This window comes from Mesorhizobium sp. LNHC232B00 (assembly GCF_000502435.1).
Taxonomy (GTDB): Bacteria; Pseudomonadota; Alphaproteobacteria; order Rhizobiales; family Rhizobiaceae; genus Mesorhizobium; species Mesorhizobium opportunistum.
On sequence record NZ_AYWP01000001.1, the window covers coordinates 1 to 25,891 of the forward strand.

General features: G+C 64.7%; 27 protein-coding genes, 1 tRNA gene and 3 pseudogenes. 12 read left to right on the plus strand and 19 right to left on the minus strand.

Annotated features, from left to right (window positions below; translation table 11 throughout):
- Positions 1-243: pseudogene (gene trkD / locus X743_RS168480) on the plus strand (potassium transporter Kup); the annotation flags it as partial.
- A 42-nt stretch (positions 244-285) separates the two neighbouring features.
- A complete protein-coding gene (locus X743_RS168475) occupies positions 286-1,326 on the plus strand; it encodes an aldehyde reductase (protein WP_023763281.1) in 1,041 nt (346 codons plus the stop codon).
- A gap of 34 nt (positions 1,327-1,360) precedes the next feature.
- Here X743_RS168475 and X743_RS168470 read toward each other — a convergent pair whose 3' ends face one another.
- Entirely contained in the window at positions 1,361-2,254 is an 894-nt protein-coding gene (locus X743_RS168470; protein WP_023763282.1) for an SDR family oxidoreductase, read from the minus strand.
- 134 nt (positions 2,255-2,388) lie between these two features.
- On the opposite strand from X743_RS168470, the gene X743_RS168465 reads away from it, so the two are divergent.
- Together X743_RS168465 and X743_RS168460 are read left to right on the plus strand one after the other, a co-directional pair.
- Entirely contained in the window at positions 2,389-2,799 is a 411-nt protein-coding gene (locus X743_RS168465; RefSeq protein WP_023763283.1) for a helix-turn-helix domain-containing protein, read from the plus strand.
- A 47-nt stretch (positions 2,800-2,846) separates the two neighbouring features.
- A complete protein-coding gene (locus X743_RS168460) occupies positions 2,847-4,184 on the plus strand; it encodes an NAD(P)/FAD-dependent oxidoreductase (RefSeq protein ID WP_023763284.1) in 1,338 nt (445 codons plus the stop codon).
- Here the strand turns inward: X743_RS168460 and X743_RS01000000168485 are convergent.
- Positions 4,108-4,796 (minus strand): annotated as a pseudogene (locus X743_RS01000000168485) (glutathione S-transferase family protein); the annotation flags it as partial. The gene X743_RS168460 and the pseudogene X743_RS01000000168485 sit on opposite strands and share 77 nt — an antisense overlap.
- Before the next feature lie 98 nt (positions 4,797-4,894).
- Between X743_RS01000000168485 and X743_RS168455 the strand changes: the two are divergent.
- The 3 genes from X743_RS168455 (at position 4,895) to ilvC (ending at position 7,193) form a co-directional block, all read left to right on the plus strand.
- Positions 4,895-5,353, plus strand: a complete 459-nt coding sequence (locus X743_RS168455; protein WP_023763285.1) for a MarR family winged helix-turn-helix transcriptional regulator — start codon at positions 4,895-4,897, stop codon at positions 5,351-5,353.
- A 137-nt stretch (positions 5,354-5,490) separates the two neighbouring features.
- Positions 5,491-6,150, plus strand: coding sequence for a TetR/AcrR family transcriptional regulator (locus X743_RS168450; protein ID WP_031257336.1), 660 nt, complete (start codon positions 5,491-5,493; stop codon positions 6,148-6,150).
- Positions 6,150-7,193, plus strand: coding sequence for a ketol-acid reductoisomerase (gene ilvC / locus X743_RS168445; protein ID WP_348625894.1), 1,044 nt, complete (start codon positions 6,150-6,152; stop codon positions 7,191-7,193). The genes X743_RS168450 and ilvC overlap by 1 nt, the downstream gene beginning before the upstream one ends.
- A 177-nt stretch (positions 7,194-7,370) precedes the next feature.
- On the opposite strand, the gene X743_RS1000000169750 is transcribed toward ilvC, so the two are convergent.
- On the minus strand, positions 7,371-8,660 hold the full coding sequence (locus tag X743_RS1000000169750; protein ID WP_023763287.1) for an alpha/beta hydrolase: 1,290 nt from the start codon (positions 8,658-8,660) through the stop codon (positions 7,371-7,373).
- A 179-nt stretch (positions 8,661-8,839) separates the two neighbouring features.
- Positions 8,840-9,412, minus strand: a complete 573-nt coding sequence (locus tag X743_RS168440) for a BA14K family protein (protein WP_023763288.1) — start codon at positions 9,410-9,412, stop codon at positions 8,840-8,842.
- A gap of 187 nt (positions 9,413-9,599) precedes the next feature.
- Here X743_RS168440 and X743_RS168435 point away from each other — a divergent pair, with 187 nt between their 5' ends.
- Both X743_RS168435 and X743_RS168430 read left to right on the plus strand, forming a co-directional pair.
- A complete protein-coding gene (locus X743_RS168435) occupies positions 9,600-10,715 on the plus strand; it encodes an endonuclease/exonuclease/phosphatase family protein (RefSeq protein ID WP_023763289.1) in 1,116 nt (371 codons plus the stop codon).
- 2 nt (positions 10,716-10,717) lie between these two features.
- Positions 10,718-11,434 carry a hypothetical protein gene (locus X743_RS168430; RefSeq protein ID WP_023763290.1) on the plus strand — a complete coding sequence of 239 codons (717 nt, stop codon included), beginning with the start codon at positions 10,718-10,720 and terminating at the stop codon, positions 11,432-11,434.
- Here X743_RS168430 and X743_RS168425 read toward each other — a convergent pair.
- The 4 genes and pseudogenes from X743_RS168425 to X743_RS168415 all read right to left on the minus strand — a co-directional run bounded on the left by X743_RS168425 (position 11,431) and on the right by X743_RS168415 (position 15,030).
- Positions 11,431-11,673, minus strand: coding sequence for a hypothetical protein (locus X743_RS168425; RefSeq protein ID WP_023763291.1), 243 nt, complete (start codon positions 11,671-11,673; stop codon positions 11,431-11,433). The genes X743_RS168430 and X743_RS168425 overlap by 4 nt on opposite strands.
- Before the next feature lie 124 nt (positions 11,674-11,797).
- Positions 11,798-13,023, minus strand: a pseudogene (locus tag X743_RS01000000168490) (ABC transporter permease).
- Positions 13,024-13,025: 2 nt separating this feature from the next.
- Entirely contained in the window at positions 13,026-13,733 is a 708-nt protein-coding gene (locus tag X743_RS168420) for an ABC transporter ATP-binding protein (protein ID WP_023763292.1), read from the minus strand.
- Between the two features lie 4 nt (positions 13,734-13,737).
- The gene (locus tag X743_RS168415) at positions 13,738-15,030 is read right to left on the minus strand and encodes an efflux RND transporter periplasmic adaptor subunit (RefSeq protein ID WP_023763293.1); all 1,293 of its coding nucleotides are present in this window, start codon (positions 15,028-15,030) and stop codon (positions 13,738-13,740) included.
- Positions 15,031-15,131: 101 nt separating this feature from the next.
- Between X743_RS168415 and X743_RS168410 the strand changes: the two genes are divergently transcribed.
- Together X743_RS168410 and X743_RS168405 are read left to right on the plus strand one after the other, a co-directional pair.
- Complete coding sequence (locus tag X743_RS168410) at positions 15,132-16,040, plus strand: PhzF family phenazine biosynthesis protein (RefSeq protein ID WP_023763294.1); 909 nt, start codon at positions 15,132-15,134, stop codon at positions 16,038-16,040.
- 106 nt (positions 16,041-16,146) lie between these two features.
- Positions 16,147-16,222 (plus strand) — tRNA-Lys (locus X743_RS168405).
- A gap of 76 nt (positions 16,223-16,298) precedes the next feature.
- Here X743_RS168405 and X743_RS1000000171825 read toward each other — a convergent pair.
- The 8 genes from X743_RS1000000171825 to X743_RS168370 form a co-directional block, all read right to left on the minus strand.
- Positions 16,299-16,568 carry a hypothetical protein gene (locus tag X743_RS1000000171825; RefSeq protein ID WP_156934365.1) on the minus strand — a complete coding sequence of 90 codons (270 nt, stop codon included), beginning with the start codon at positions 16,566-16,568 and terminating at the stop codon, positions 16,299-16,301.
- Between the two features lie 88 nt (positions 16,569-16,656).
- Complete coding sequence (gene cobT, locus X743_RS168400; protein WP_023763295.1) at positions 16,657-17,667, minus strand: nicotinate-nucleotide--dimethylbenzimidazole phosphoribosyltransferase; 1,011 nt, start codon at positions 17,665-17,667, stop codon at positions 16,657-16,659.
- A gap of 40 nt (positions 17,668-17,707) precedes the next feature.
- Positions 17,708-18,487 carry an adenosylcobinamide-GDP ribazoletransferase gene (gene cobS, locus X743_RS168395; RefSeq protein WP_023763296.1) on the minus strand — a complete coding sequence of 260 codons (780 nt, stop codon included), beginning with the start codon at positions 18,485-18,487 and terminating at the stop codon, positions 17,708-17,710.
- 3 nt (positions 18,488-18,490) lie between these two features.
- The gene (locus X743_RS168390) at positions 18,491-19,804 is read right to left on the minus strand and encodes a cobyrinate a,c-diamide synthase (protein ID WP_023763297.1); all 1,314 of its coding nucleotides are present in this window, start codon (positions 19,802-19,804) and stop codon (positions 18,491-18,493) included.
- Positions 19,801-20,619, minus strand: coding sequence for a uroporphyrinogen-III C-methyltransferase (cobA, locus tag X743_RS168385; RefSeq protein WP_023763298.1), 819 nt, complete (start codon positions 20,617-20,619; stop codon positions 19,801-19,803). Before cobA ends, X743_RS168390 begins: the two co-directional genes overlap by 4 nt.
- Positions 20,616-21,380 (minus strand): precorrin-4 C(11)-methyltransferase, encoded by a 765-nt coding sequence (gene cobM, locus X743_RS168380; protein ID WP_023763299.1) that lies wholly within the window; start codon positions 21,378-21,380, stop codon positions 20,616-20,618. Before cobM ends, cobA begins: the two co-directional genes overlap by 4 nt.
- On the minus strand, positions 21,377-21,763 hold the full coding sequence (locus tag X743_RS168375) for a cobalamin biosynthesis protein (protein WP_023763300.1): 387 nt from the start codon (positions 21,761-21,763) through the stop codon (positions 21,377-21,379). Before X743_RS168375 ends, cobM begins: the two co-directional genes overlap by 4 nt.
- On the minus strand, positions 21,760-23,001 hold the full coding sequence (locus X743_RS168370; RefSeq protein WP_023763301.1) for a bifunctional cobalt-precorrin-7 (C(5))-methyltransferase/cobalt-precorrin-6B (C(15))-methyltransferase: 1,242 nt from the start codon (positions 22,999-23,001) through the stop codon (positions 21,760-21,762). Before X743_RS168370 ends, X743_RS168375 begins: the two co-directional genes overlap by 4 nt.
- Before the next feature lies 1 nt (position 23,002).
- On the opposite strand from X743_RS168370, the gene X743_RS168365 reads away from it, so the two are divergent.
- Positions 23,003-23,779: a cobalt-precorrin-6A reductase gene (locus tag X743_RS168365; protein ID WP_023763302.1), complete on the plus strand. Its 777-nt coding sequence runs from the start codon at positions 23,003-23,005 to the stop codon at positions 23,777-23,779.
- Here X743_RS168365 and X743_RS168360 read toward each other — a convergent pair.
- From X743_RS168360 to X743_RS168350, 3 genes are read right to left on the minus strand one after another with little or no spacing between them, the layout of a single operon-like run.
- Positions 23,743-24,507, minus strand: coding sequence for a precorrin-3B C(17)-methyltransferase (locus X743_RS168360; RefSeq protein WP_023763303.1), 765 nt, complete (start codon positions 24,505-24,507; stop codon positions 23,743-23,745). The two genes, X743_RS168365 and X743_RS168360, sit on opposite strands and share 37 nt — an antisense overlap.
- Positions 24,504-25,262 carry a precorrin-2 C(20)-methyltransferase gene (locus tag X743_RS168355; protein WP_023763304.1) on the minus strand — a complete coding sequence of 253 codons (759 nt, stop codon included), beginning with the start codon at positions 25,260-25,262 and terminating at the stop codon, positions 24,504-24,506. Before X743_RS168355 ends, X743_RS168360 begins: the two co-directional genes overlap by 4 nt.
- Positions 25,259-25,891 carry a precorrin-8X methylmutase gene (locus X743_RS168350; RefSeq protein ID WP_023763305.1) on the minus strand — a complete coding sequence of 211 codons (633 nt, stop codon included), beginning with the start codon at positions 25,889-25,891 and terminating at the stop codon, positions 25,259-25,261. The genes X743_RS168355 and X743_RS168350 overlap by 4 nt, the downstream gene beginning before the upstream one ends.

Sequence of the window (25,891 nt, forward strand, 5' to 3'; positions counted from 1 at the left end):
ATGGAGCAGCCCAACATCCCGCGCGCCCTGGCGATCTGCCGCAAGCAGGGCTGGAAGTTCGACATCATGACGACGTCGTTCTTCCTGTCGCGGCGCTCGCTCAAGGCCTCGCCCAATTCCGGCATGCCGGTGTGGCAGGACCGGCTGTTCATCGGACTGGCACGCACCGCGGCCGATGCGACCGAATATTTCCAGATCCCGACCGGACGCGTCGTGGAAATCGGCACGCAGGTGGCGATCTGACGAGCTCAGTCGCCTCGGCCTGATGGATGGGGGAGGTTGGGGATGAGCGGCGAATTGGTGCTTGTCACCGGCGGGTCTGGCTTCCTCGGCGCCCACTGTATCCTCGCACTCTTGAAGGCGGGCTACCGCGTGCGCACGACCGTGCGCTCCGCCAAGCGGCAGGCCGACGTCCTGGCCATGCTCAAGGCCGGTGGCGCCGACCCGGGCGGTAGCCTCTCCTTTGCCATCGCCGACCTCATGATCGATGCGGGCTGGCCGCAAGCGGTCGCCGGCTGCGACTATGTGCATCATGTCGCCTCGCCATTCCCGCCCGGCGTGCCGAAGCACGAGGATGATTTGATCGTTCCGGCTCGCGAAGGCGCGCTGCACGTGTTGCGGGCGGCACGGGACGCTGGTGTGAAACGCGTCGTGCTGACCTCGTCCTTCGCCGCCATCGGCTATGGCAAGATGCCACCCGACGGGCGGCCGTTCACGGAGGAGAGCTGGACCGATCCGACCGGCAAGGTCAGCGCCTATGTCAAGTCGAAGACGCTTGCCGAGCGCGCCGCCTGGGATTTTGTCGCCGCCGAGGGTGGCGGACTGGAGCTGGCTGTCGTCAATCCGGTCGGCATCTTCGGCCCGGTGCTCGGGCCCGACCATTCGACCTCCACGGAATTTGTCCAACGCATGATGAACGGTGCGATGCCCGGGTTGCCGCGCCTGTCCTTCGGCGTCGTCGACGCACGTGACGTGGCGGACCTGCATGTGCGCGCCATGACCGATCCCGCCGCGCGCGGCGAGCGCTTCCTGGCGGTGTCGGGCGATTTCATGACCGTGCGGGACATCGCGCAGACCTTGAAAACGCGGCTGGGCGGCGCAGCGTCGCGCGTTTCCACGCGGCAGCTTCCCGATTGGCTGGTGCGGATCGTCGGCCTGTTCAACCCGGAAGCCGCGCAGCTGGTGGCGGAATTGGGCAAGGTCAAGAATGCCACCGGCGCCAAGGCGGTGCGCATGCTCGGCTGGGCGCCACGATCGCGGGAAGACGCACTGGCCGCCACCGGAGAAAGCCTGATCCGGCTCGGCCTGCTTAAGAGTTCGAAGTAACGCGGCGGGAGAAAGACCTGCCGCCGCGCTGCTTTCAGCCAGCCAACGCGGCTTTGTTGGCCTCGAGGAATTGCTTCAAGGTCTTCGGCGTCCTGCCGGAAAGCGTCTCGATCGCGTCGGTCACCATGGCGATGCGGCCGGAGCGCGTGTTGACGTCGAAGGACACGACGACGTCGGCGAAATCATCGGGAATGCCGGCCGCCTTCACACCTTCGGCCAGCGCCGCGTCCGGAACCTGAATGACTTCCAGCGGCTTGCCGGTAACCTCGCTTACCAGGGCCGCGATCTCGACCGTGGTGTAGGCATGCGGACCGGTCAAGGTGTAGGTCTTGCTGTCGGTCGAACCGGAAACAAGGCCCGCGGCGATCGCCGCCGCCATGTCGTCGCGTGCGCCGTGGGCGATGCGGCCTTCGCCGGCGGACGTATACCAGCGTCCCGAGGCGATCGCATGCGGCAATGCCAGGAACAGGTTCTCCTGGTACCAGCCGTTGCGGAAGATCGTGTAGGGAATGCCGCTCGCCTTGATCGCCTGCTCGGTGCTGTAGTGGTCATCGGCAAACAGGACCGGCGATACCGGCTCCGGATTGGGCATCGAGGTGTAGAGCAAATGCGAAATGCCGGCGGTTTTGGCCGCGGCGACGGCATTTTCGTGCTGCTTCAGGCGCCTGCCGCTCTTGAGATCGAGATCGCCGGTCGAAATGATCAGCACCTTGTCGGCGCCCTTGAAGGCGGTTTCCAGCGAGGCCGCGTCGTTGAAGTCGGCGGCCCTGACGACGACGCCGCGCGCCGCCAGATCGGCAACGCTTTCTGGATTGCGTGTGGTGGCGATGATGTTTGCCGGCAGAACTTTGTGCGTGTCCAAGAGAAAGTTGATGACGCCGCGGCCAAGCTGGCCGGAGGCGCCTGTAACGAGGAGGGTTTCGGTCATGGGAGATCCTGACATTGTACCGCAACGGCGGTCGAGTGGTAGTCTCAGAAAGAGACCAGCACTAAAATAGGAATTGACCCGGTGCCGTAAAGAAGGCAGTTTTTTGGGAGGTAGGCACGCGCAGGGAACCAGCCATGGACGGCAAGATCATCAATCTGAAATCGAAGATGGAGATCTACAAAGCGATCAGCGGCGGCGGCAATATTGCCAATTGTCCGGTTCGCGACGTCATCCAGGGCGTCAGCGGCAAATGGAGATCGCTGCTGATGATGGCATTGGCTGAACAACCCTACCGCTTCGGCGAGTTGCGGCGCCTTGTGCCCGACATTTCGCAGCGCATGCTGACCCAGACGCTGTACGATCTCCAGCGCGATGGCTACGTGCATCGCGAGGTGTTTCCGACCAAGCCACCGAGCGTCGAATATAGCCTGACCGATCTCGGGCGCTCGATGTTCGGCGCCTTTCATCAATTGATCCTGTGGGCCGAACGCAACCATGATGCGGTGCGCGAGGCTCGTGCCGATTTTGATGCCGCCCAAGGCTGAACAGCCGAAGAGCCGCCGCGACTTGATTTCATCCGGCCGCTGAAGGATTGTCCCGGCCAGATCGGCTTGGGGGCACTGGCATTTCCTACGACATCGCAATTGCAGGCGCCGGCCCGGCGGGGCTCGCCATGGCGCTCTATCTCAAGCGCGCCGGGCACAGGGTCACCATCTTCGAGCGCTTCGAGGGACCTAAGCCCGTCGGCTCCGGACTGATCCTGCAGCCGACCGGGTTGACCGTGTTGGGCGATCTCGGCCTACTCGACGACATACTGGCGCTCGGCGCCCGCATCGACCGGCTGCATGGCGCCGACGCCTCGACCGGCCGCACCGTGCTCGACGTCCGCTACGATGCGCAGCGCGGCCGCCGTTTCGGCCTGGCGGTGCATCGGGCTGCCCTGTTCGGCGTGCTTTTCCGCGCCGCCCGGCGCGAGGCCATCGCCATCGAGACCGGCGTCGAGATCGAGGCCGTGGAGGCCGGCGAACGGGCGACGCTGGTCTGTGGCAACGGACGAAGGGCAGGGCCGTTCGATCTGATCGTCGACGCCAGCGGCTCGCGCTCGAAACTGCGGCGATGCGCTGATAATGGAGGCGCGCCGCGGCCGCTCACCTATGGCGCGTTCTGGGCATCGCTCGGCTGGCGCGGCGATGGCTTCGACGAGCACGCGCTTTCGCAGCGCTACGACAGGGCGAGCGTGATGATCGGCGTGCTGCCGATCGGCCGGCCGGAACCGGGTGCTGAAAAGATGGCGGCCTTCTTCTGGAGCCTGAAGCCTGATGATGCCGACGCGGTGCGCGCTCAAGGCCTGGGCGCCTGGAAGGAGAGGGTGGTCCGGCTGTGGCCTCAAAGCCAGGCGTACACCAGCCAGATCGACAGTTTCGACCAGTTGTCGCTGGCCCGCTACGGCCATCACACGATGAAGCTTCCGGTTGGCCGGCGGCTCGCGATCATCGGCGATGCCGCGCATTCGACCAGCCCGCAGCTCGGGCAAGGGGCCAACATGGCGCTGCTCGACGCCGCGGCACTCAGCCATGCGCTGGCACGGACCGACAATATCGAGGCTGCACTCGAAGCGTATGCCAAAGCGCGGCGCTGGCATGTGCGTGTCTTCCAGGCGCTGTCGCTGGCGTTCACGCCGTTCTACCAGTCGGATTCCGTGGCGCTGCCCTTGATCCGTGACCGGCTGGTGGCGACCATCGCGAAAATCCCTCCGGCGCCGCAGTTCCTGGCGTCGATGGTGGCCGGCACGGCGATCGATCCGTTCAAGCGGATTGGGCTGACGGAAGCGCGATGGGCAGATCGTTTCGATGGCTCGACAGAAATGAGCCCTTCGCCCGCAGGAAGGTATCCAGACGCTGCGGATAATCCGGTGCAACGGCGTCCCTGATGGAGGGGCGTTCGCTCAATGCTTTTCGCCAAGCCTGGACGCGCGGCTTGCCGTCCAGGATGCCGAAATCGCCGATCCGGTCGAAGGCGTCGAGATATCTGAAAACAGGGCCATAAACAGCATCGACGAGCGAGAAACAGTGGCCGGCAAACCATGGCCCACCCTGCCGGGCTTCGTTCGCCAATTCGGCTTCAAGACGGCCAAACATGGCAGAGAGCGTGCTGGTCTCGGCAAGGAAGCCGGCCTCGGTGGGTGNGTGGGTGCCGAATAGAAGCGGCCGATGGCGTTGAGGATGGCCGAGCCGAATTCGATCCAGGCACGATGCTGGGCGCGGGCATAGGGATCGGCGGGGTGGAGGGGATTGGCCTGTGTCTCTTCGAGGAATTCGAGAATGACAGCCGACTCGAAAATTACCGTTTCCTCGCCATTCCGCGGCACGCGCAGCAACGGAACCTTGCCGAGCGGCGAGATCGCCTTGAACCAGTGCGGCTTGTCGGCGAGGTCGATGGCGATGCGCTCGAACGGCACGGCTTTTTCGGTCAGCGAGATCGCCGCGCGCTGGACATAAGGGCAGAGAGGGTGGCTGACGAGAATGAGTTTGTCGTGCGTCATGGATTTGTCTTTCAGTATTGATGCAATTGCATCTATGTAGATGCGTGTGCATCGATCGTCAAGCTTGATGCATCTGCATCTATCGCCTAATGTGGGCCATGACCGAGAACACCACGCCTTCGCCGGACGCCATCAAGGCATGGGCTCGCCTGATGCGCGTTTCACGCCAACTGGTGGAGAGTGCCGAAGACGCGCTGAAGCAAGGCGGCCTGCCATCGCTCGACTGGTACGATGTGCTGCATGAACTCGCAGAGGCGGGCGAGGGTGGCTTGCGGCCGTTTCAGCTGATCGAGCGCACCCTTTTTGCGCAGTACAACATCTCGCGGCTGCTGGCGCGGCTCGAAGCGGACGGGCTGGTCGAGAAACTGCCCGTGGCCGATGACGGTCGCGGCCAGACGATCCGCATCACGGCCAAGGGGCTGGAGATGCGCCGGCGGATGTGGGCGGTCTATGGCCGGTCGATCGCGGAACTGGTTGGCGCCAAGCTCCGCGCGGATGAGTTGAACGCGCTGTCGGCATTGCTTGGACGGCTGCGTCATCCGCCTGCCGGAGACTAACATATGCGATGTGTGGCATCGCAGGGACTTGCAGTTTTTTCTTAGTCCCCCTTGCGCCGAGGACCGGATTGCGCAATATGCCGAACCGTAACGTACGGTACGGCTGCCGGATTTGCGACCAGCCTTGCCTTTTGGGAATGATCGCGTTGCTAGCAAACGCCGACATCGAAACCAGCGAGACGCTGACGGAGCGGCAGAAGGCCGTTCTGGATGCGGCATTGCGGCTGTTGGTCGAGGAGGGCGATCAGCTGACCATGACCGCCGTGGCCAGGCGCGCAAGCTGTTCCAAGGAAACGCTCTACAAATGGTTTGGCGACCGCGACGGGCTGCTGACGGCGACGGTACAGTGGCAGGCCTCCAAGGTGCGGGTGGCGCCGGTCGATGGCAGGGGGCTCGATCTTGCCTCGCTGGCGGCAAGCCTCGAGCGTTTCGCTTCCGACTGGCTGAAAGTGATTTCGAGCGATACCTCAATAGCGCTCAATCGCGTCGCTGTCGGCCATGCCGGGTCAGGCAAGGATAATCTTGGCGCCGTCGTGCTGGACAATGGCCGCTTCGCGCTGGCCAAGCGGCTGAAGCCGGTGCTGGAGGCAGGCCGCCAGGCAGGGCTTCTGGATTTCGCGGATGCCGAGACGGCGTTCCGTACCTTTTTCGGGCTGGTCGCCCGCGACGTGCAGATCCGTCTCTTGCTCGGCGACCGGCTGGAATTGACTGAGGCGGCGATCGGCGGCGACGCCGCGCGGGCGACGCAGCAGTTTCTCGCTCTTTTCGGAGCAAAAACCGGGCCGCAAGGCCTCTGATATCAAACGGGAAGGAAGTAAAAATGCGCGTCTATTACGATCGTGATGCCGATCTCAACCTGATCAAGGGCAAGAAGGTCGCCATCATCGGCTATGGCAGCCAGGGTAGGGCGCATGCGCTCAACCTCAAGGATTCCGGCGCCAAGGAGATCGCCATCGGCCTCAAGGCCGGCTCGGCGACCGCCAAGAAGGTCGAGGCCGACGGACTCAAGGTGATGAGCGTGGCGGACGCCGCCAAATGGGCCGACCTGATGATGATGGCGACGCCCGACGAATTGCAGGCCGACATCTACAAGAACGAGATCGCGCCGAATATCCGCGACGGTGCCGCGATTGCCTTCGCGCACGGCCTCAACGTGCATTTCGGCCTGATCGAGCCGAAGTCGACGGTCGACGTGGTCATGATCGCGCCGAAGGGCCCCGGCCATACCGTGCGCGGCGAATACCAGAAGGGCGGTGGCGTGCCGTGCCTGGTCGCCGTCAACCAGGACGCTTCGGGCAACGCGCTCGACCTGGCGCTCTCCTATGCCTGCGGCGTCGGCGGCGGCCGTTCGGGCATCATCGAGACCAATTTCCGCGAGGAATGCGAAACCGATCTGTTCGGCGAGCAGGTGGTGCTGTGCGGCGGCCTGGTCGAACTGATCCGTGCCGGTTTCGAAACGCTGGTGGAAGCCGGCTATGCGCCCGAAATGGCCTATTTCGAGTGCCTGCACGAGGTCAAGCTGATCGTCGACCTGATCTATGAGGGCGGCATCGCCAACATGAACTACTCGATCTCGAACACCGCCGAATGGGGCGAGTACGTCTCGGGCCCGCGCATCATCACCGCCGAGACCAAGGCCGAGATGAAGCGCGTGCTGAAGGACATCCAGACCGGCAAGTTCACCTCGGAGTGGATGCAGGAATACCGCGCCGGCATGTCGCGCTTCAAGGGCATCCGCCGCAACAACGACAGCCACCAGATCGAGGAAGTCGGCGCCAAGCTGCGCGCCATGATGCCGTGGATTTCGAAGAACAAGCTGGTCGACAAGGCCAAGAACTGAGCGAATCCACGGACCTTCCCCTACCATGCAAAAGGGCGGCGAGTGCCGCCCTTTTCATTTCTGATCGCCAAATTGCTTAAAGCGGTTCACCGTTTCACGGAAACGGTGAACCGCTTTAACTCTTTGTTTTGACGCAATTCCGGACGGAAAACCGTTTTACACTTTTCCTGGAATTGCTTAGGCGCTCGATCCGTCCGGCTCGCCGTCGTCATCCAGCAAATCGATCAATTTCTGCATTTCCACGCGCAGTTGATCGTGCATTTCAGACAGCGCCTGATGCCACTGCCGAGCCTGTTCGACTGTCGGCATCTCCTTCACCTTGGTGATCTGATTGACGACGAACTGGCGCCCGTTCCATTGCCGTTCGACTTCCTGGAAAGCGTTGCTGTATTTCTTGTCGATGGTCTGCCTGCCTGTGGAGGTTATGAGAATGATGTTGTTGCCCAAGTCGACCACCCTGGAGTCATAATTGCGCGCTTTGGCCACGCCCTCATCGATCTGTTTCAGCAGGACGTCGGCGACCTGAACGATCTGAGCCCATCTCTCGGGTGTCGGATTGTCTTCAAACTGGTACATCATCGGAAACAGCCGGCCGCCCTTGAGATCGAGCGTCATGTTGACCTCGGCAACGACATCGCCCAACTGCTTCTTCAGATCCTTGCGCCCTGCCAGCCAGTCTTCCGTGACGCATTGTCCTTTGTAGGGTTTCAGGTCACTGGCGCAGCCGCCAAACCACCCGAAAGGGTGCACGACAAAAAGTGCCGCGATCCCGACGGCCGCGGCCAGCGGAATCCACTTCAGCGGCAGCCGCAACAGGTTGAACCATGCCGGCGTCCCACCACCTTGGGTATCCACATCGGAGAATGTCACCTTCTCGCCGCGAACCAGGGGGATCCAGTTGGCCTTGACGAATTCGTTGGTGAAGTACTCGCTATGCGTGATGTCGTGGAAGCGGTCCCGGACATTGAACATTCCGAAGCCGTAAGTGCCGGTGGCGCCGTAACCCCAGGTGCCGGACTGCGCCATGACAGGCCAGATGTCGCGCGTTCCGCATTCATTGATGATGGCATTGCGCTTGTCCGTGCCGCGTATCTGGTTTTCCACCGCGCGCCAGTCGAAATCTCCCGGAACCACCGAGCCGCACAGGATGATGCGGTCGAATTGGAAAAAGGGGTTCTGCAGGATGACCCGGGTCAGCGCATAGGTACCATAGCTGTGCGCAAAGACGATCAGCGGCCTGTCGCCATAGTGCTTGCCGATCCCTTCGATCTGCTGGCGGAGCTTTTCGATCGGGCCGGCCCGGCAGATGCCAAGCGGGCACCAGAACCGCAGCAGGTCGAAATAGCCGTATTTGATCGGAATAACGGTGGCCGAAGTCTCGCTCTCGATGACAGAGGCGATCCGGTTCTGCCACCAGGCGGCGGTCCTGATGCCATGGATCAGGATCACGACGGGCGCTTCGGACATTTCAGCTTACCCCCTCAAGCCGCAAAGTCTTGCGGGGTGATAGTAGTTGCAGCGAGAGGAAAAGTTAAGTCCGCCGCCTGTTATGAGAATTCCAGGATGGGGAGAGCTTTTTCGACCGCGGCACCAAATGAAAACGGCGCCGCGATGCGGCGCCGTTGAGCATGCCCAGGCGTTCCGGCTCAGCTATAGGGCGACCAGCATTGCTGGCGCGGGCCGTTATAGGGCTGGAACGTGTTGTCCCAGGCGCGATACGACCGGTACCTGTTGTAGCACCATTGCACATGGGCGTTCGAAAGCCGTCCCGCGCGGTAATAACGGCGCGGCGCAGGCCTATAATAATCGTAGTTGTTGTAGTTGTTGTACATGCTGCCAAGGCCGAGCCCCAAGCCGAGGCCCAGGACCGCGGCGGCGCCGTCATCATAATAGCCGCCGTGATAGTGGCGGCGGCCGTGACGCCAGCGCCAGTTGTCGCCGCCGTTCCAGTTGCCGCCGCCGTTCCAATTGCCCCCGTTCCAGTGCCGGTTTCCATTCCAGCGGCCCGACCGGCGCCATCTCCAGTCGTTGTTGAACGAGCGGTCGTTGCCGCCTGCCCAGCTGTCGCGAACCGGAGTGACCGCAGGTGCTGCCGTGCTGGCGGGAACCGACAGGTTCGGCTGAAGGATCGGACCGGCAGCGGACGGCGCCGTGATGCCGGAGACAATTCCGAGCGCTATCAGCCCGGATTTCATCGTGAAAGACAAGAGCGAATTCATTGCACTCTCCAAGAGACACAGGCCCCACGCCTACCCTGGAATGGGCCTACTGTGGATGTTCGCATCTGAACGGCGGATGAACGGAAAGGTTCCGTCAACCATGACGCGAATACCGCAGGACCAATCGATCTCCGCTTGTGGTCCTGCGATCTTGTTTTCTGGCGCACTTGCGGGCAAAGGTCGGGGCATGTCGCTGCGCCTTGCCACCTTCAATGTCGAGAACCTGATGAACAGGTTCGATTTTTCCGGTTATCGCAACCAGCTCAACGAAGACCGGACGCTGGCGCTGTTCGATATCCAGAGCGAGGCCGAATACAAGATGCTGGAGCAGGCCCGGGCGATCGCCCAGTCCGACGACATGCGCCAGCTCACGGCGCTGGCGATCGCCGCCACCCGTGCCGATGTCATCTGCATGCAGGAGGTCGACAACATCGAGGCGCTGAAGGCCTTCGAATACGGCTATCTGTTCAAGATGGTGGGGCAGGGCTACCGCCAGAAATACATCACGTCGGGCAATGATTCGCGCGGCATCGATGTCGCCATCATGATGCGCAACGAGACCGCACAGGGCCAGCCGATCGAATTCGTTCGCATGACCAGCTACGCCCATGTCACCTACGAGCAGTTCGGGCTGCATACGCCGGAACTGGCGGCCCTCGGCAACCAGGCCAATGAACGCGTCTTCCGGCGTGACTGCCTGGAAATCGATATCACCGTGGGCGGCGTGCCGCTGACGCTCTATCTTGTGCACTTCAAGTCGATGGGCTCGCCGCGCAACGGCCTCGACGGGCGCGAGGCGACGATGCCGGTGCGTATCGCCGAGGCGCAAGCAGTGCGCCGGATCATAGAACAGCGTTTCGGCACGGATCATGCCGCCGACAAGCGCTGGGCGATCTGCGGCGACATGAACGATTACCGCCAGCGTGTGAAGATCGCCGGCGATGAATTCGACGGCTACCGTTTCGAGGTGGTCGACGAGGCCCAGTCCTGTATCGACGTGCTGACGGCGGGCGGCTTCAGTGAAAACATCGTCGAACGGCGGCCGGAAATGAACCGCTGGACCTTCTACCACACACGCGGACCCGAGGAGCGGCATCTCTGCCAGCTCGATTATATCTTGCTTTCGAAGGGGCTGGCGGCGAAGAATGCCACCGCCGTTCCCGACATCATCCGCAACGGCCAGCCCTGGCGCACGATCTTTCCCGCGGGCCAGGAAGTCGAGCGTTTCCCTCGCGCCGGCTGGGACCGGCCGAAAGCGTCGGACCACTGCCCGGTGGCGATCACGCTGGATATTGTCCAGTGAGCATGCGTTTCGATCTGCCGCGCAATGTCATCCTGCCTGTCGATGCCGTCGAGGTCCGGCTCGATCCCGGCCCGCACCCTTTCGCGCTGGAAAACGCTGACGCGATCGCCGAGAACTGGCAGCGCGAGATCGCGGCCAATCCGGCGCTGTTCGACGGCACGGTCGTGCTTTTGTCGCAACTTGCCTGGCGCGACAAACGGCTCGTCGGCCGCTGTCATGCGATCAACTACTCCACCTTCATGCTTTGGCGTCAGCAGCGCGAAAATACCGGCGCCGAGCATGCTTATGCACATGCCATGCTGGTGGCCGGCGACAATGCGCTGGTGGCGATCCGCATGGGGCCGCATACCGTGAGCGCGGGCCGCGTCTATTTTGCCGCCGGATCGTTCGAGCCGATCGACTTTCGCGACGGGCTGGTCGACGTCGATTTCAACATGATCCGCGAGGTGCGCGAGGAGACCGGGCTCGACCTGTCGGCTGCCAGGCGCGGGGTGCGTTATCACGCCCTTTCGATGGCAAGCGGGACAGTCATCTTCCGCCGTTATCACGTGACGACCCCGGCCGACGAGATCGCGCGGCGAATCTCAGCCTTCGTCGCCAGTGAGACCGATCCGGAGATCGAAGGGCCGGTCATCATCCGCCATGCCGCCGACCTGCCGGAGGGGTTGTCGCCGCACATGAAGCCGCTGATCGAGTGGCATTTTTCCGGCGAGGGTTAGGGGCGCGTCTTGCCCTGCGCCGCCTTGCGATCGTTTTTGGCCGCGACGAAGAACAAGATGAAGCCGATACCCAGCAAGCCGCCCATCGCCATGCCCATGGTCTGGCCGACGATTGCCTGGAAATCCGATGTGACGCGGTCGGGATTGGCCATGCCGTAGCGGGCGAGATACCACCAGATGCCGGCCAGGGCGGCTTCGATGATGACCATCACCAGGATCAATCGCGCCTTCTTGCTCATGCGTCATTCCTCAACCAGGGATGTCCTGGCCTAACATTGCGAGCCGCGTGGCGGGAGAGGGGAAACGTCGAAGGTTGTGCAAAACCAGATCGAAGCGCCGGACACGCTTTCCGATTGGGATTGCCTATTCGTGCCGGAGCGCGTCGATCGGGTCGAGCCTGGCGCCGCGCAGCGCTGGGAAGAAGCCGAACACCATGCCGATCAGCGCCGAAAAGCCGACGGCGAGCAGGATGACCGCCGGACTTGGCGCGAAGGGGATGGTCAGCGTCGCCGAGGCGANGAGGCGAGGCCGGCCAGGGCCAGCCCGATCAGGATGCCGATGATGCCGCCGAGCAGCGACAGCACCGTCGCCTCGACCAGGAACTGGATGAGGATGTGCTTTTCATGCGCGCCGATGGCGAGCCTGATGCCGATCTCGCGGGTGCGTTCGGTGACCGAGACCAGCATGATGTTCATGATGCCGATGCCGCCGACCAAAAGGCTGACGCCGGCGACCGCACCCAGCATGCCGGTCATGGTGGTGGTGGCGCTGGCCATGGCGTCGGCGATCTGCGTCATGTCGCGGATGCCGAAATCGCTCTCGCGGTCGGGGGTGATGCGGCGTGCGTCGCGCAAGATGTCCTCGACGCGCGGCTGCAATTCCGTGGTCGGCGTGCGGTCGTCGGCGGCGATGTAGATGTTGTCGATATCGCGGTTGCCGGCGATGCGGCGCTGGTAGGCATGCAGCGGCATCAGCACGACATTGTCCTGGTCCTGGCCGAAGCCGGTATAGCCCTTGGGTTCGAGCAGGCCGATGATCTTGCAGGAGGTTCGGTTGACGCGGATGATCTCGCCTTCGGGATCGCCGGCGCCGAAGAACTGCTGGCGCACCGTCTCGCCGATCAGGCACACGCCGGTGCCGGAACGGGTTTCGGAATCGCTGAACGGCCGGCCTGATACCAGCTTCCAGTCGCGCGCGTCGAGATAGGCACTGTCGGTGCCGGTGACGCCGGAGGTCAGGCTCTCGGTGCCGAAGATGACGCGCACCTGTTTCTGCGAGGCCGGCGAGATGGCGCGTGCGCCGCTGAGATGCGCGACCAGCGCCGCCACGTCCTTCTCGGCCAGCGGCCGCACCGCCTGGTCGAGCCCGCCGGGGGCGCCGGGACCGGCGGGCCGCCCGGCGCGAACGACCAGCAAATTGCTGCCGAGCTTGGAGATGTCGGCCTTGACCTTCTGCGTGGTGCCGGAGCCGATGGTCAACATGGCAATGACGGCGGCGACGCCGATGACGATGCCGAGCAGCGTCAGGAACGAGCGCAGCACATTGCGGCGGATCGAGCGCAGCGAGAGGCGGACGGTTTCCCAGATCATGGTCAGGCCACTTCCGTGTTCAGAGAATCGGAAGCGACATGCCCATCGAGGAAGCGGATGGTGCGCTCGGCATATTCGGCGACGTCGGCCTCGTGGGTGACCATGGCGATGGTCAGGCCAAGCTCCTTGTTGAGCCGCGTCAGCAACTCCATGATTTCGTGCGTGCGTGCGGTGTCGAGGTTGCCGGTCGGCTCGTCGGCGACAAGCAGCGTCGGCCGGGTGACGATGGCGCGCGCGATCGCCACGCGCTGCTGCTGGCCGCCCGACAGTTCGGCCGGCGTGTGATGCTCGCGGCCGACGAGGCCGACCTCGGCGAGCGCCTGCATGGCGAGGTCGCGGCGCTGACGGGCGGCCACGCCGCGATAGATCAGCGGCAGTTCGACGTTTTCGGCCGCTGTGGTGCGGGCCAAGAGATTGTAGCCCTGGAAGACGAAGCCGACATAAAGGTTGCGTAGCATGGCGCGGCGGTTGCGGTCGAGGCGGCCGGCGTCGATGCCCATGAAGGAATAGGTTCCGGCCGTCGGCGTGTCGAGGCAGCCGATGATGTTCATCGCCGTCGACTTGCCGGAGCCGGACGGGCCCATGATGGCGACGAATTCACTGCTGCGGATCGCAAGGTCGACGCCGGCCAGCGCATGCACCTTGGCCTCGCCCTGGCCATAGCTCTTCCAGACCTTGTCGAAGGTGATGAGGGCAGCACCGGCGGCCACGGCCTCAGCCCCGCTGCTGCGAGGCGGTGATGACCTGCGCGCCTTCCTCCAGGCCGGAGGTGATCTCGGTCAGTTCGCCATCGGTCGAGCCGATCTTGACGTTGACGGGATGCGGCCGGCCGTTCTCCAGCACATAGAGCGTGCGCGATCCATCGGTGGGGGCCGTCGCTGCCTGGCGCTGGCGATTGCCGCCCGGGCGGCCCATGCGGCCGGTGAACAGGTCGCTGAAACTCCAGGGTCGCGCGGCCTGCTGCGCCGGGCGGTAGCGGAAGGCGCCGGCGGGCACGGTGAGCACATCCTTGGCCTGCCGCGTCACGACTGAAACCGTGGCGGTCATGCCGGGACGCAGCAGCAGTTCGGAATTGTCGACCTCGAGCCGCGCATTGTAGGTGACGACGCCGTCGGTGGTGACCGAGGCATAGGAGATATCGCGGATCTCGGCGTCGAACGGCCGGTCCGGAAATGCGTCGACCGTGAAGCGCGCATGCTGGCCCGGCTTGACGGCGCCGATGTCGGCTTCGTCGACCGCCGCCACCAGTTCCATGTTCCTCAAATCCGCGGCGATGATGAACAGCACCGGCGCCTGCAGCGAGGAGGCGACGGTCTGGCCGGGATCGACCGAACGCGTCAGCACGATGCCGTCGATCGGCGCGTAGATGGTGCTGTTGGCAAGGTCGGTCTGCTGCGATTTCAGATCGGCATTGGCGATGGCGAGATTGGCCTCGGCGCTGTCGAGCGCCGCCTTGGAGCGGTCGCGCGTCGCGGTCGCCGCCTCAAGCGACTGGTCTGTCGCCATGCCGCGCTTGGTCAAGGCCGCCGCGCGCACCAGCGCGCTTTCATTCTCGGCAAGCGTTACCTTGGCGTCCTCGACATTGGCCGCCGCCGCCTTGGCGGACGCTTCAGCCCGTTCGATCTGGACCTGCAGCTTGGCGGTATCGAGGGCCGCAAGCACGTCGCCCTTCTTCACTTGCTGGTTCTCGTTGACCGAAACCGAGCGTATGATGCCGGAGAGCTGGCTGGAAATATCGACCTGGGTGAGCGGCTGCAACGTGCCGGTGGCGGACACCTGGACAGTGAGGTCGGCCTTGGCAGCGGGTACGGTGGTGTAGTCGATCTTGGCCGGCGTGCCGGCATACCATTGGTAGAGGCCAAGACCGGCGGCAAGCACGATCAGGGTCAGCAACGCATAGAGCCAACCACGCCGGCGCGTCTTGCGCTGACCTTGTCGGTCGAGCCCAAGCGCCGTCTCGATGGCGGAATCCGATTCCGTCTTTGGCAGATTGACAATCTGGTCCACGCCGGACCCCTATGAAGCGCAATGTCCCTATCTGCGTACAGATCAGGCTTGATGGTTCAAATATCAAATTAAATTTCGCCCATGTTGGGATTGAGGCAGGAATGCAAACCCGGAATTACTTGCTTTACGATGTGTTCACGACCGAGCGACTGGCCGGCAATCCGCTGGCCGTGGTGTTGGATTGCAAAGGTCTGGACACGGCGGCGATGCAGGCCATCGCGCGCGAGTTCAATCTGTCCGAATCGGTCTTTGTGCTGCCGCCGGACAATCCCAAGCATAAAAACCGCATCCGTATCTTCACGCCGGACTATGAAATGCCGTTCGCCGGCCACCCGACGGTGGGGTCGGCAATCGCACTGGCCGAGCTTGCCGGCGAGGGCGCGGCCGGCATCTTCGTGCTGGAGGAGAACATCGGCCCGGTGCGCTGCGCCGTCAGCAGGCACGATGGCGCGACTTTCGCCGAGTTCGACCTGGCGAAATTGCCGGAGCCGCTGAAGCTCGAAGCCGATCCGGAGGCGATTGGTGCCGCCCTTGGCCTGACGCCGCATGAGATCGGCTTCGAGAATCACCGCGTTGGGTTCTGGTCGGCGGGCGTGCCCTATGTGACCATCCCGGTCGCCAATCTCGAAGCGGCGGGCCGCATCCGGCTGGACAACCAGGCGTGGTCGGAACTGGCGCCGCGCAAGAGCGACTGGGCCTTCGCCAGCCCCTATGTCTACTGCCGCGAGACGGTGAACCATGAAAGCGCGTTCCATGTGCGCATGATCGTGCCCGGCACGCCTTCCTACGAAGATCCGGCGACCGGCTCGGCGGCGGCCGCCTTCGCTGGCGCCATCATGCATTTCGACGGCCCGACGGACGGGGTTTCGCAGCTGTGGATAGAGCAGGGGTTGGAGATGGGACGGCCGTCGCGCATCCGCCTCGAACTGACCGTGCAAGGCGGAAAACTGACCTCCGCGCGCATCGGCGGCAACGCGGTCAAGGTGGCGGAAGGCAAGCTTTTCGTCTGATTGCGATGGGCTGAAAGCGATTTGTCGGGAAATGACTCCGGCAGGGCTGGACATGACGGATGGTGGCGGCTATATGCCCGCCAACGCCGGTTTTTGCCGGCCGAGTGGGTGCGTAGCTCAGTTGGTAGAGCAGCTGACTCTTAATCAGCGGGTCCACAGTTCAATCCTGTGCGCACCCACCAAATTCCTTGAAGACTTGGTGGAAAGACCCTGAAAGCGGGAAACCGGTGAGGCTCATCCAAGGTGAGCCATCGGCGTTCAAAGGCGATTATTGCCACGCCCAAAAACGCGGCCCAGAAACCTGCCGAATCGAAAAGCGATACCACCGTTTATGCTTTGATGTCCGTCGACGTCACTGCCGGCCTTTCCTCCTGAAAAATCGCTGATGAGCCACCAGAAGAAAATCAGGAAAAGAACAAGAATCCCGGTGTCGATTGGGCCGTAGGTGGAGTATCCGCTGCGCCAAAGCACAGCAGCACATATTGCAGCGATGGTAGCAGCAGCAGCGACTGGATGTAGCTTTTTCATCCTAACACTCTATTGGAAAATCGCCGGGAACGAAAGCTGCCGTCCTGTGGGGCAGCTCTGTCGGCCGCACCCACCGGAAATCCCCTGATTACTTCTCCGACACACCAGCCTCGGCAAAACTCGCCATCCTCGCGTGACACTCGAGCGCCGAGCGGACGATGTTGACGGCTAGGCAGGCGCCGGAGCCTTCGCCGAGCCGCATGCCGAGATCGAGCAGCGGCGGCAGGGCGAGCGCTTCGAGCAGGCCGCGATGGCCGGATTCGGCCGAGACATGGGCAGCGATCGTGTGTGCGAGGCCTGTCGGATGCAGCCTTGCCAGCGGGGCCGCTGCGGCGGTGCAGACGAAGCCGTCGAGCAGCACGGGTATGCCGAGATGACGGGCGGCCAGCGTGGCGCCGAAGATGGCGGCGAGTTCGCGCCCGCCGAGCGTTGCGGCCACGCCCAGCGGATCGGCAAGAGCGGCGGCGTGACGCTTCAGGCCGGCCTCGATGGCGACCACCTTGCGCTTCAGGCCGGCATCGTCGACGCCGGTGCCGCGCCCGGTCCATTTTTCCGCACCGCCGCCGAACAGGGCGGCTGAAATGGCCGCGGCCGGTGTGGTGTTGCCGATCCCCATCTCGCCGAAGCAGATCAGGTCCAAATCCTTCGTCACCGCGTCATGGCCGGCCGAGACGGCGGCCAGGAACGCTTCCTCGTCCAGGGCCGGCACTTGCGTGAAATCGCCGGTCGGATGGTCGAGGTCGAGCGGGATGACGTCGAGTTCGGCGCCGGCAATGCGGGCAAGCTGGTTGATGGCGGCACCGCCGCCGGCGAAATTCGCCACCATCTGCACGGTGACTTCCGAAGGGTAGGCCGACACGCCCTGCGCGGTGACGCCATGATTGCCGGCGAAAACGAAGACTTTCACCCGGTCGAGTTTCGGCATGTCGCGGCCCTGCCAGCGCGCCAGCCATGCGGCGATGGTTTCCAGCCGGCCGAGGCTGCCTTGCGGCTTGGTCAGCGTGTCCTGGCGGCGGGCGACCGCATCGGCGGCCGTGTCGCTGCCGGTGGGCAGGTCGAGGCAAGCAGCGCGCAGTTCATCAAGTGATTTGAAGGACATGGGGGAAAAATCTCCAAAAAGGGAATCAAGCTAAGGGAAATCAAGAGAGGGCGACGGAAGTGACGAGCAGCACCGCGATTTCGCTCACCTGCTGCAAGGCGCCGATCGTGTCGCCGGTCTGGCCATCGATCTGGTTGAGGCAAAGGGCGTGGAAGGCGGCAAACAAAAGGCCAAGCAGGATGAACGCGGCGATGGCGCCGCCGATCCCGAGCAGGAAGAGCGGGATGGCGCCGAGCACGGCGCCGGCGATTGCCGTTTCCCGCGAGACGGTGCCGGCGCCGGCCGAAAGGCCGTCGTCGCGGGCCGGGGGCAAGATGTGCATGAAGGCGCCGAGCACGCCGCGCGAGGCCGCGTGCGCGGCAATGAGGGCGAAGAGCGCCTGTGTCGGGTCGACGAGTTCGGAGAGCGCGCTCCAGCGGATCAAGAGCGACAGTGCCAGCGCCATGGCGCCATAGGCGCCGATGCGGCTGTCGCGCATGATCTCGAGTTTGCGGCCGCGCGACTTGCCGCCGCCAAAACCGTCGGCGACATCGGACAACCCGTCCTCGTGCAGGCAGCCGGTGGTGACCACCGTTGCAACCAGCGCAAGCGCCGCCGCCGGACCCATGGCAAGGCCAAACCGTTCCGCCGTGGCAAAGACGATCGCGCCGATCAGGCCGACGACGGCGCCGGCGATGGGCGCTGCCCAGATCGCGGCGGCAAGGCCGCGGCCGCGAAAGTCAAACACGGGCAGCGGCAGCCTGGTGAAGAAGACCAGGCAGAGCGCAATGTCATCAAGGATTTGCCGGGGTGAGAAGGTCAAGTTGGGGAGCTTCTTCATGGCCTAGCCCCTCGCAATGGCGTGGAAGAAGGTGCCGCTGACATGGCCGCGCCGATAGCCCGAAGCGCCGATCGGATTGCCTTGGCCGTCGGCGAGGTCGGCCAGCGGCTCGTCATTGCCGGTGGCCGTCATCTGCGCATAGTGGAATTCGTGGCCGCGGATCAGCGCGCCCGGTGAGCCCAACGGACAGTCGGCGCGCAGCCGCGCCTCGCGATAGCCGAGGTTCATCTTGCGTTTGGCGAAGCTGGTGGAATGACCGAGCAGGCCAAGCATGCGATGCGTCTCGCTCGAAGCATCCTCAAGCGCTTCACCGAGCACCATGAAGCCACCGCACTCGCCATGGATGGGCTTCGTCGCCGCGAAACGTGCCATTCCTGCTTTGAAAGTATCCGCTGCTGCCAGGCGACCGGCATGGAGTTCGGGGTAGCCGCCGGGCAGCCAACAGACGTCGCAGCTGTCGTCAGGTGCTTCATCGGCGAGCGGCGAGAACGGAACGATCTCGGCGCCGGCCTTGCGCCAGTAGCCTGCCACATGCGGATAGAGGAAGGTGAAGGCGGCATCTTCCGCCAGCGCGATGCGTTGGCCGGGCGGCTGCAGCGCGTCTTCAAAGCCGCCTTCTGCCGGGGTGAGGGGCGTTGCCAGCCTCATGATGGCATCGAGGTCGAGCGATTTCTCCGCCATGTCGGCCAGCCGGTCGAGATGCGCCATCAAATCATCATATTCGCCGGCCTGGACGAGGCCGAGATGGCGTTCTGGTAAATTGAGCGTGGGATCGCGCAGGATGGCGCCGACGACGGGCAGTCCGATCGCCGCGATGGCGTCGCCGGACAGCCGCCGGTGGCGCTCGCTGCCCAGCCGGTTGAGCACGACGCCAGCCATGCGCACGTCTGGATCGTAGGTGGCGAACCCCTTGGCGACGGCCGCCGCCGTGGTCGATTGGCCGGACACGTCGAGCACCAGCAGCACCGGCAGGCCGTAGAGCCGGGCAAGATCCGCCGCCGAGCCGGTGCGGCCCGGCGCGGCCGGAATGCCGTCGAACAGGCCCATGGCGCTTTCGAGGATGACGAAGTCCGTATCGTCTGCCTGTTGCGCGGCGAGCGCGTTGAGCAGCGATGGCGGCATAGCCCAACTGTCGAGGTTGACGCCGGACAGGCCGGTGGCGGCAGTGTGGAAGCCGGGATCGATGTAGTCAGGGCCGGATTTGGCGCCGCGCACTTTGACCCCGCGCCGGGTGAGCGCGCGCAAGATGCCGATGGTGACGCTGGTCTTGCCGGAGCCGGAGCGCGGCGCACCGATGATGATGGCCCGTGCCGTCATGCCCCGCCCGCCAGTGCCGCGCGCATGGCGACGATGCCGCCGACGACGATCAGCGCCGGCGAGGCGAGCCCGGCGGCGGCCGCTTGCTCGGCGATGGTGGCGAGCGTGGCGACGACGGTTCGCTCCTGCGGCGTGGTGGCTGCGACGATCACCGCCGCCGGTGTCGACGGCGCCAGCCCGCCATCGAGCAGTGCGGCGGCGATCAGGGGCAGATTGGCCATGCCCATATAGACGACGACAGGCTGGCCGGTGCGGGCGATCGCCGCCCAGTCGATGTCGTCATCGGTGCCGGCCGCGTGGCCGGTCGCCAGGATCACCGCCTTGTTGATGCCGCGCATGGTGGCCGGGATGCCGGTAGCGGTCAGTGCGCTGAGGCCCGATGTCAGGCCGGGCAGGACGCGGAAGGGAATGCCTTCACGGGCGAGTGCCAGGGCTTCTTCACCGCCGCGCCCGAATATATAGGGATCGCCGCCCTTCAGCCTGATAACGCGGCGGCCTTCGCGGGCCAGCCGCACCAAAAGTGCGGTGATGTCGTCCTGCTTCATCGATGGTTTTCCACCGCGCTTCCCGGCAAAGAACAGCTCGGCATTTTCGGCAACCGCGACGACATCAGGGGAGACCAGCGCGTCGTAGACCAGCGCATCCGCTTCGGCCAGTGCCGCCAGCACTTCCAAGGTCAGGCAACCGGGGTCGCCGGGACCGGCGCCGGCCAGCCAGACATGGCCCGGATCGAGCTGGCGCGGCTTGAAGTTCAGCCGCGACAAGGCCTGTTCGAGCGTGGCGTTGCCGCCCTTGTTTTTGCTGGTGCCGCTCACAATCCGTCCCGTCCGCGAAAACGCCGCTGGTAATGGGCGTCGTAAAGAGAACTCTCGCCAAAGCCTTCCGCTGCAAGCGAGCGGCCGACGAAGATGATCGCCGTGCGCTCCATCGGATCGGCCGCAAGCTGTGCCTCGATCGTCTCCAGCGTTCCGGTCAGCACGCGCTCATCCGGCCATGAGGCGCGGAAGACGATCGCCACCGGGCAATCACCGCCATAGTGCGGTGTCAGCTCGGCGACCACGCGGTCGATGGCGTGGATGGCCAGATGAATGGCCAGCGTGGCACCGGTGCGGCCGAAGCCGGCCAGCGTTTCGCCCGGCGGCATTTTCGAGGCGCGGCCGGAGATTCGGGTCAGCACTAGGCTTTGCGCGACCTCGGGAATGGTCAACTCGCGGCGCAGCGCGGCCGCCGCTGCGGCGAAGGAGGGCACGCCCGGCGTCAGCGTGTAGGGGATGCCGTGCCTTTCCAGCCGGCGGATCTGCTCGGCAACCGCACTCCACACCGACAGGTCGCCGGAATGCAGGCGGGCAACGTCTTGGCCGGCCCTGTGGGCATCGAGATAGGTGGCTTCGATCTCGTCGAGCGACATCGGCGCCGTGTCGATCAGCTTTGTCCCCGGCGCGCAGTGCTGCAGCAATTCGGGCGCGACGATCGAGCCGGCATGGAGGCAGACCGGGCAGCTTGCCAACAGTTTGGCACCGCGCAGCGTGATGAGATCGGCGGCGCCCGGACCGGCGCCGATGAAATGAACGGTCATGGCGCGTCTCCGCTGATGGCGATGGCGCAGGTGACCGGGCCAAGCACCGTTCGGGGGCCGAGCAGCCTGGCGCCCTTGCCGGCCACCGCAAGGGCCGATGCTTCGGAAACCGACGACGTGCCGGCCAGATCTTGCGAGAGATCGGAATGGCTGAGCGTGTCCGTCGATACGGCCTGAAGCGCTGCGTCATCGACGATGATGACGGGAAGGTTCAGCGCGCGGCCGGCGGCGGCGATCGCATCCTCATCGTGTTTGAGCGTGGCGGTCGCCAGTGCGGAAAGCGCCGTCATCGCCAGCCCATGCGCTTCGAGAGCGGTTTCGATCGCCGCAAGCACGTCTTCAACGTTCACGCCTTTTCGGCTGCCGATGCCCGCGACCATCATGGTTTTACCCAGCTCCATTGGGTGACCGGCATGGCCGGCCGCCAGGCCTGCATCGAGCCGACCGGCGAAGCGCGCGAAATGGCGATGCGCGTGAGATCGCCGCCCAGTTTTATGTGCTGGGCGAGAAGCAGGGTCTCCATCTCCAATGTCACCGCATTGGCGACGAGCCGGCCGCCGGGGCGCAGCGCCTTGATGGCGGCGGCCAACACGCCGGAGTCGCTGCCGCCGCCACCGATGAAGATGGCGTCGGGCGTGTCCAGTTTGGCAAGCGCCCTGGGCGCGCTGCCTTCCACCACAACGAGGCCGGGAACGCCGCAGGCAGCGGCGTTGTTGCCGATGCGAGTGGCGCGGATGGGGTCGGCTTCGATGGCAATCGTGCGCATCAGGGGGTGGGCGAGCATCCATTCGATGCCGATGGAGCCCGAACCGGCGCCGATGTCCCACAGCAGTTCGCCGCGCCTTGGCGCCAGCGCCGACAGGGTGATGGCGCGGATTTCGCGCTTGGTGATCTGCCCGTCATGGTCGAACAGATGATCGGCAAGGCCAACCGTGAGCGGCAGCACGCGAGCTTGCGGGCTAGATTCAATTTCGATCGCCGAAACGTTGAGCGGATTGATGTTTTCGATGTCGAAGGCATCGGCTCGCGTGGAGCGCGTGGTCTCCATCGGACCGCCCAGCGCCTCCAGAACCGTCAGCCGCGAGGCGCCGAAATCGAGCTCTGTGAGCAGGCGTGCGATTGCGGCCGGTGCGTCGCCATCGGATGTCAGCGCCAGAATACGCGCGTTGGGCTGCAGCAGCGGGCGGATCAGGTCGATCGAATGGCCATGCAGCGAGACGGTCTCGATCTCCTGCAGCGCCCAGCCAAGGCGGGCGGCCGCCAGCGAGACGGCCGACGGCGCGGGGATGACATGCATCTCACGCGCTTTGACCTTGTGGGCGAGGGTGGCGCCGACCCCGTGGAAGAAGGGATCGCCGGAGGCGAGCACGCAGACATTCTTCCCGGCAAGCGCCAGCACATCGCGCATCTCCGGATCGAAAGGAACCGGCCAGGGCCGCGCATCGCCCTTGGCGAACGAAGCGACCAGCGCCAAATGCCGCTTGCCGCCGAAGATGATCTCCGCCTCGGCAATCCGCTGCTTGGCCTCGTCACCGAGACCCGCTAAACCGTCTTCGCCGATGCCGACGATGGTGAGCCATCTTGCGTTGAGCTTGGCGCTGCGCGGACCCTCAGCAGGCATGATGACCCACCGCATTCTGATCCTTGGCGGCACGACGGAGGCCCGGCAACTCGCCGAGAAGCTGGCCGCGCGCGCTTCGGTCACGCTGTCGCTGGCCGGCCGTACCGAAAGCCCGGTGGCGCAAGGCGTGCCGGTGCGAAGCGGAGGGTTTGGCGGCGCCGACGGGCTGGTTGCTTATCTCAGGGAGAAGCGCACCGATCTGCTGATCGACGCCACGCATCCCTACGCGGCGCGAATCTCCGCCAATGCCGCGCAAGCCGCGCGTGTGGCCGGCGTGCCGATCCTCGCCTTGCGCCGCCCAGGCTGGGAACCGGTAGAAGGCGACCGCTGGACGCTGGTCGATACGGTCGATGATGCCGTGCAAGCGCTGGGAGCGGCGCCGCGCCGCGTGTTCCTGGCGCTGGGCCGGCAAGAGGTCGGTGCCTTCGATGCCGCGCCCCAGCACCATTATCTCATTCGCAGCGTCGATCCGGTCGAACCGAAGCTGGCTGTGCCCGATGCGACCTATCTGCTGGCGCGCGGGCCGTTCCGGGAGGACGACGAACGCGCCCTGCTCGAAACGCATCGTATCGAATTTGTCGTGTCCAAGAACAGCGGCGGCGCGGCCACCTACGGCAAGATCGCCGCGGCGCGGGCGCTGGGCATCGAGGTGGTCATGGTCCAAAGGCCTGATCTGCCGGATGTTCCCTCGGCGGAAACCGTCGAAGTTCTGGCCGCGCTTGTTGATCAATTTGGGATCGATCATTTTGTCGGGCCCGCTGCCGAACGCGGTGTGTAGACCAGCGCCGGCTTGTCGCCGCGCTTGATGATCCGGGTTTCCGGAGAGCCGATGATGATGCAGGTCGCCATGTCGGCCTTCTCAGCCTCGACATCGGCTAGCAGATAGACCTCGATGCGCTCGTCCGGGCGGCCGGCGGCGCGGCCGAAAATGACCGGCGTGGTGCCGGGCAGGATCGCGGTCAGGCACTCGAAGGCGCGGCCAAGCTGCCAGGGGCGCGCCTTGCTGATCGGGTTGTAGAGCGCGATGACGAAGCCCGCGCCGGCGGCTGCCAGCAGGCGCAGCTCGATCAATTCCCATGGCTTCAGATTGTCGGACAGCGAGATGGCGCAGAAATCATGGCCAAGTGGTGCGCCGATGCGGGCGGCGACCGCCAGCATGGCAGTGATGCCGGGAACGACCGCGACATCGACAGCGCGCCATTCGGCCGGGCCGGCCTCGATCGCCTCGCAGACGGCGGCCGCCATGGCGAACACGCCGGGGTCGCCGCCGGAGACCACGGCGACGTCATAGCCTTCCGCGGCCTTGATCAGGGCATCCTTGGAGCGGGCGAGTTCCTCGCGATTGTCGGAGGCGACGCGGGTCTGGTCGGCGCGAAGCTCCAGCCGGTCGAGATAGGGCTTGTAGCCATAGAAGAATTTCGCTTGCGCCACAGCACGGCTGGCTTCCGGCGTGACCTGGTCGGCATTGCCGGGGCCGAGGCCGATGACGGTGAGGCGGCCGCTCATGTCTGCGCTCCCAGCGCACCGGGCCTGCCGGACCAGCCGGCCACCAGCACGATGGCGAAATAGGGCGCCTTGTCGTCCTGTTTGTCGGCAAGCCTCATCGAAATGCTGCCGGCCATGGTGCCACGCTCCACATAGACGGCGCGCGCCAGCTTGCCGGTCGCCTCCAGCGCGCGCCTGATCTTGGGCAGGTTGCGGCCGACCTTCATGATCACGGCGGCATCGGTGTCGGCGAGCCGGCGGCTCAGCTCGAACTCGCTCATCGTGCCCGGCAGCACGGTCAGCACGTCATCGCCCTGGACGATCGGAACGCCGGTCTGCGACCAGCAGCCGGACATGGCGGTGATACCGGGAATGACTTCGGTCGGGAAGCGATGGGCGAGGCGCACATGCAGGTGCATGTAGGAGCCGTAGAACAGCGGGTCGCCTTCGGACAGCACGGCAACCATCCTGCCGGATTCGAGGTGCCTGGCCACCGCCTCGGCGGATTCTTCGTAGAAAGTCGTGATCTGCGACCGGTAGTCGTCGTGATCCTTGTCGATCTCGGTGGTCACGGGATAGAGCAGGGGCAGTTCCGTCATGTCCGGACGGAAGCGCGTTTCAACGATGGCGCGCGCGTTGCTGTTGTTGCCGCGCTTGGCGAAATAGGCCACCACGTCGGCCTCGGCCAACGCCCGCGCGGCCTTCAGCGTCAACAACTCGGGGTCGCCGGGACCGGTGCCGACGCCGACGAGACGGCCTTTTGCAATGGCGTTCACAGGCCGGGCCTCGCCAATGAATTGAGCGTGGCGGCGGTCATGGCGCTGCCGCCGAGCCGGCCGCGCACGATGGCGTAGGGCACGCCATAGGAATTTTCGGCCAGCGCATCCTTGGATTCGGCCGCACCGACGAAACCGACCGGCATGCCGATAATGGCGGCCGGCTTCGGTGCGCCGTCGCGCAGTTTCTCCAGGAGATAGAACAGCGCGGTCGGCGCGTTGCCGATGGCGACGACGGAGCCCGCCATGCGTTCGCCCCACAGGTCTATCGCCGCGGCGGAGCGGGTGTTGCCGATTTCCCTGGCGATGTCGTGCGTACGCGGGTCGCGCAAGGTGCAGATCACCTCGTTGCCGGCCGGCAGCCGGGCGCGGGTTACACCATGCGAGACCATCTCCGCGTCGCAGAAGATCGGCGCGCCAGCCGCCAGAGCGGTGCGGGCGGCGGCAACGAAATCGGGGGAGAAAACGAAATGGCTGGATGCTTCGACCTGGCCGCAGGCATGGATCATGCGGATGGCGACATCGGCCTCGGCTTCCGAGAAGCGGGAAAGGTCGGCCTCGGCGCGAATGATGGCGAAGGAGCGCTCGTAGATCGCCGTGCCGTCGTGAATGTAGTCGTAGGCGGCCAT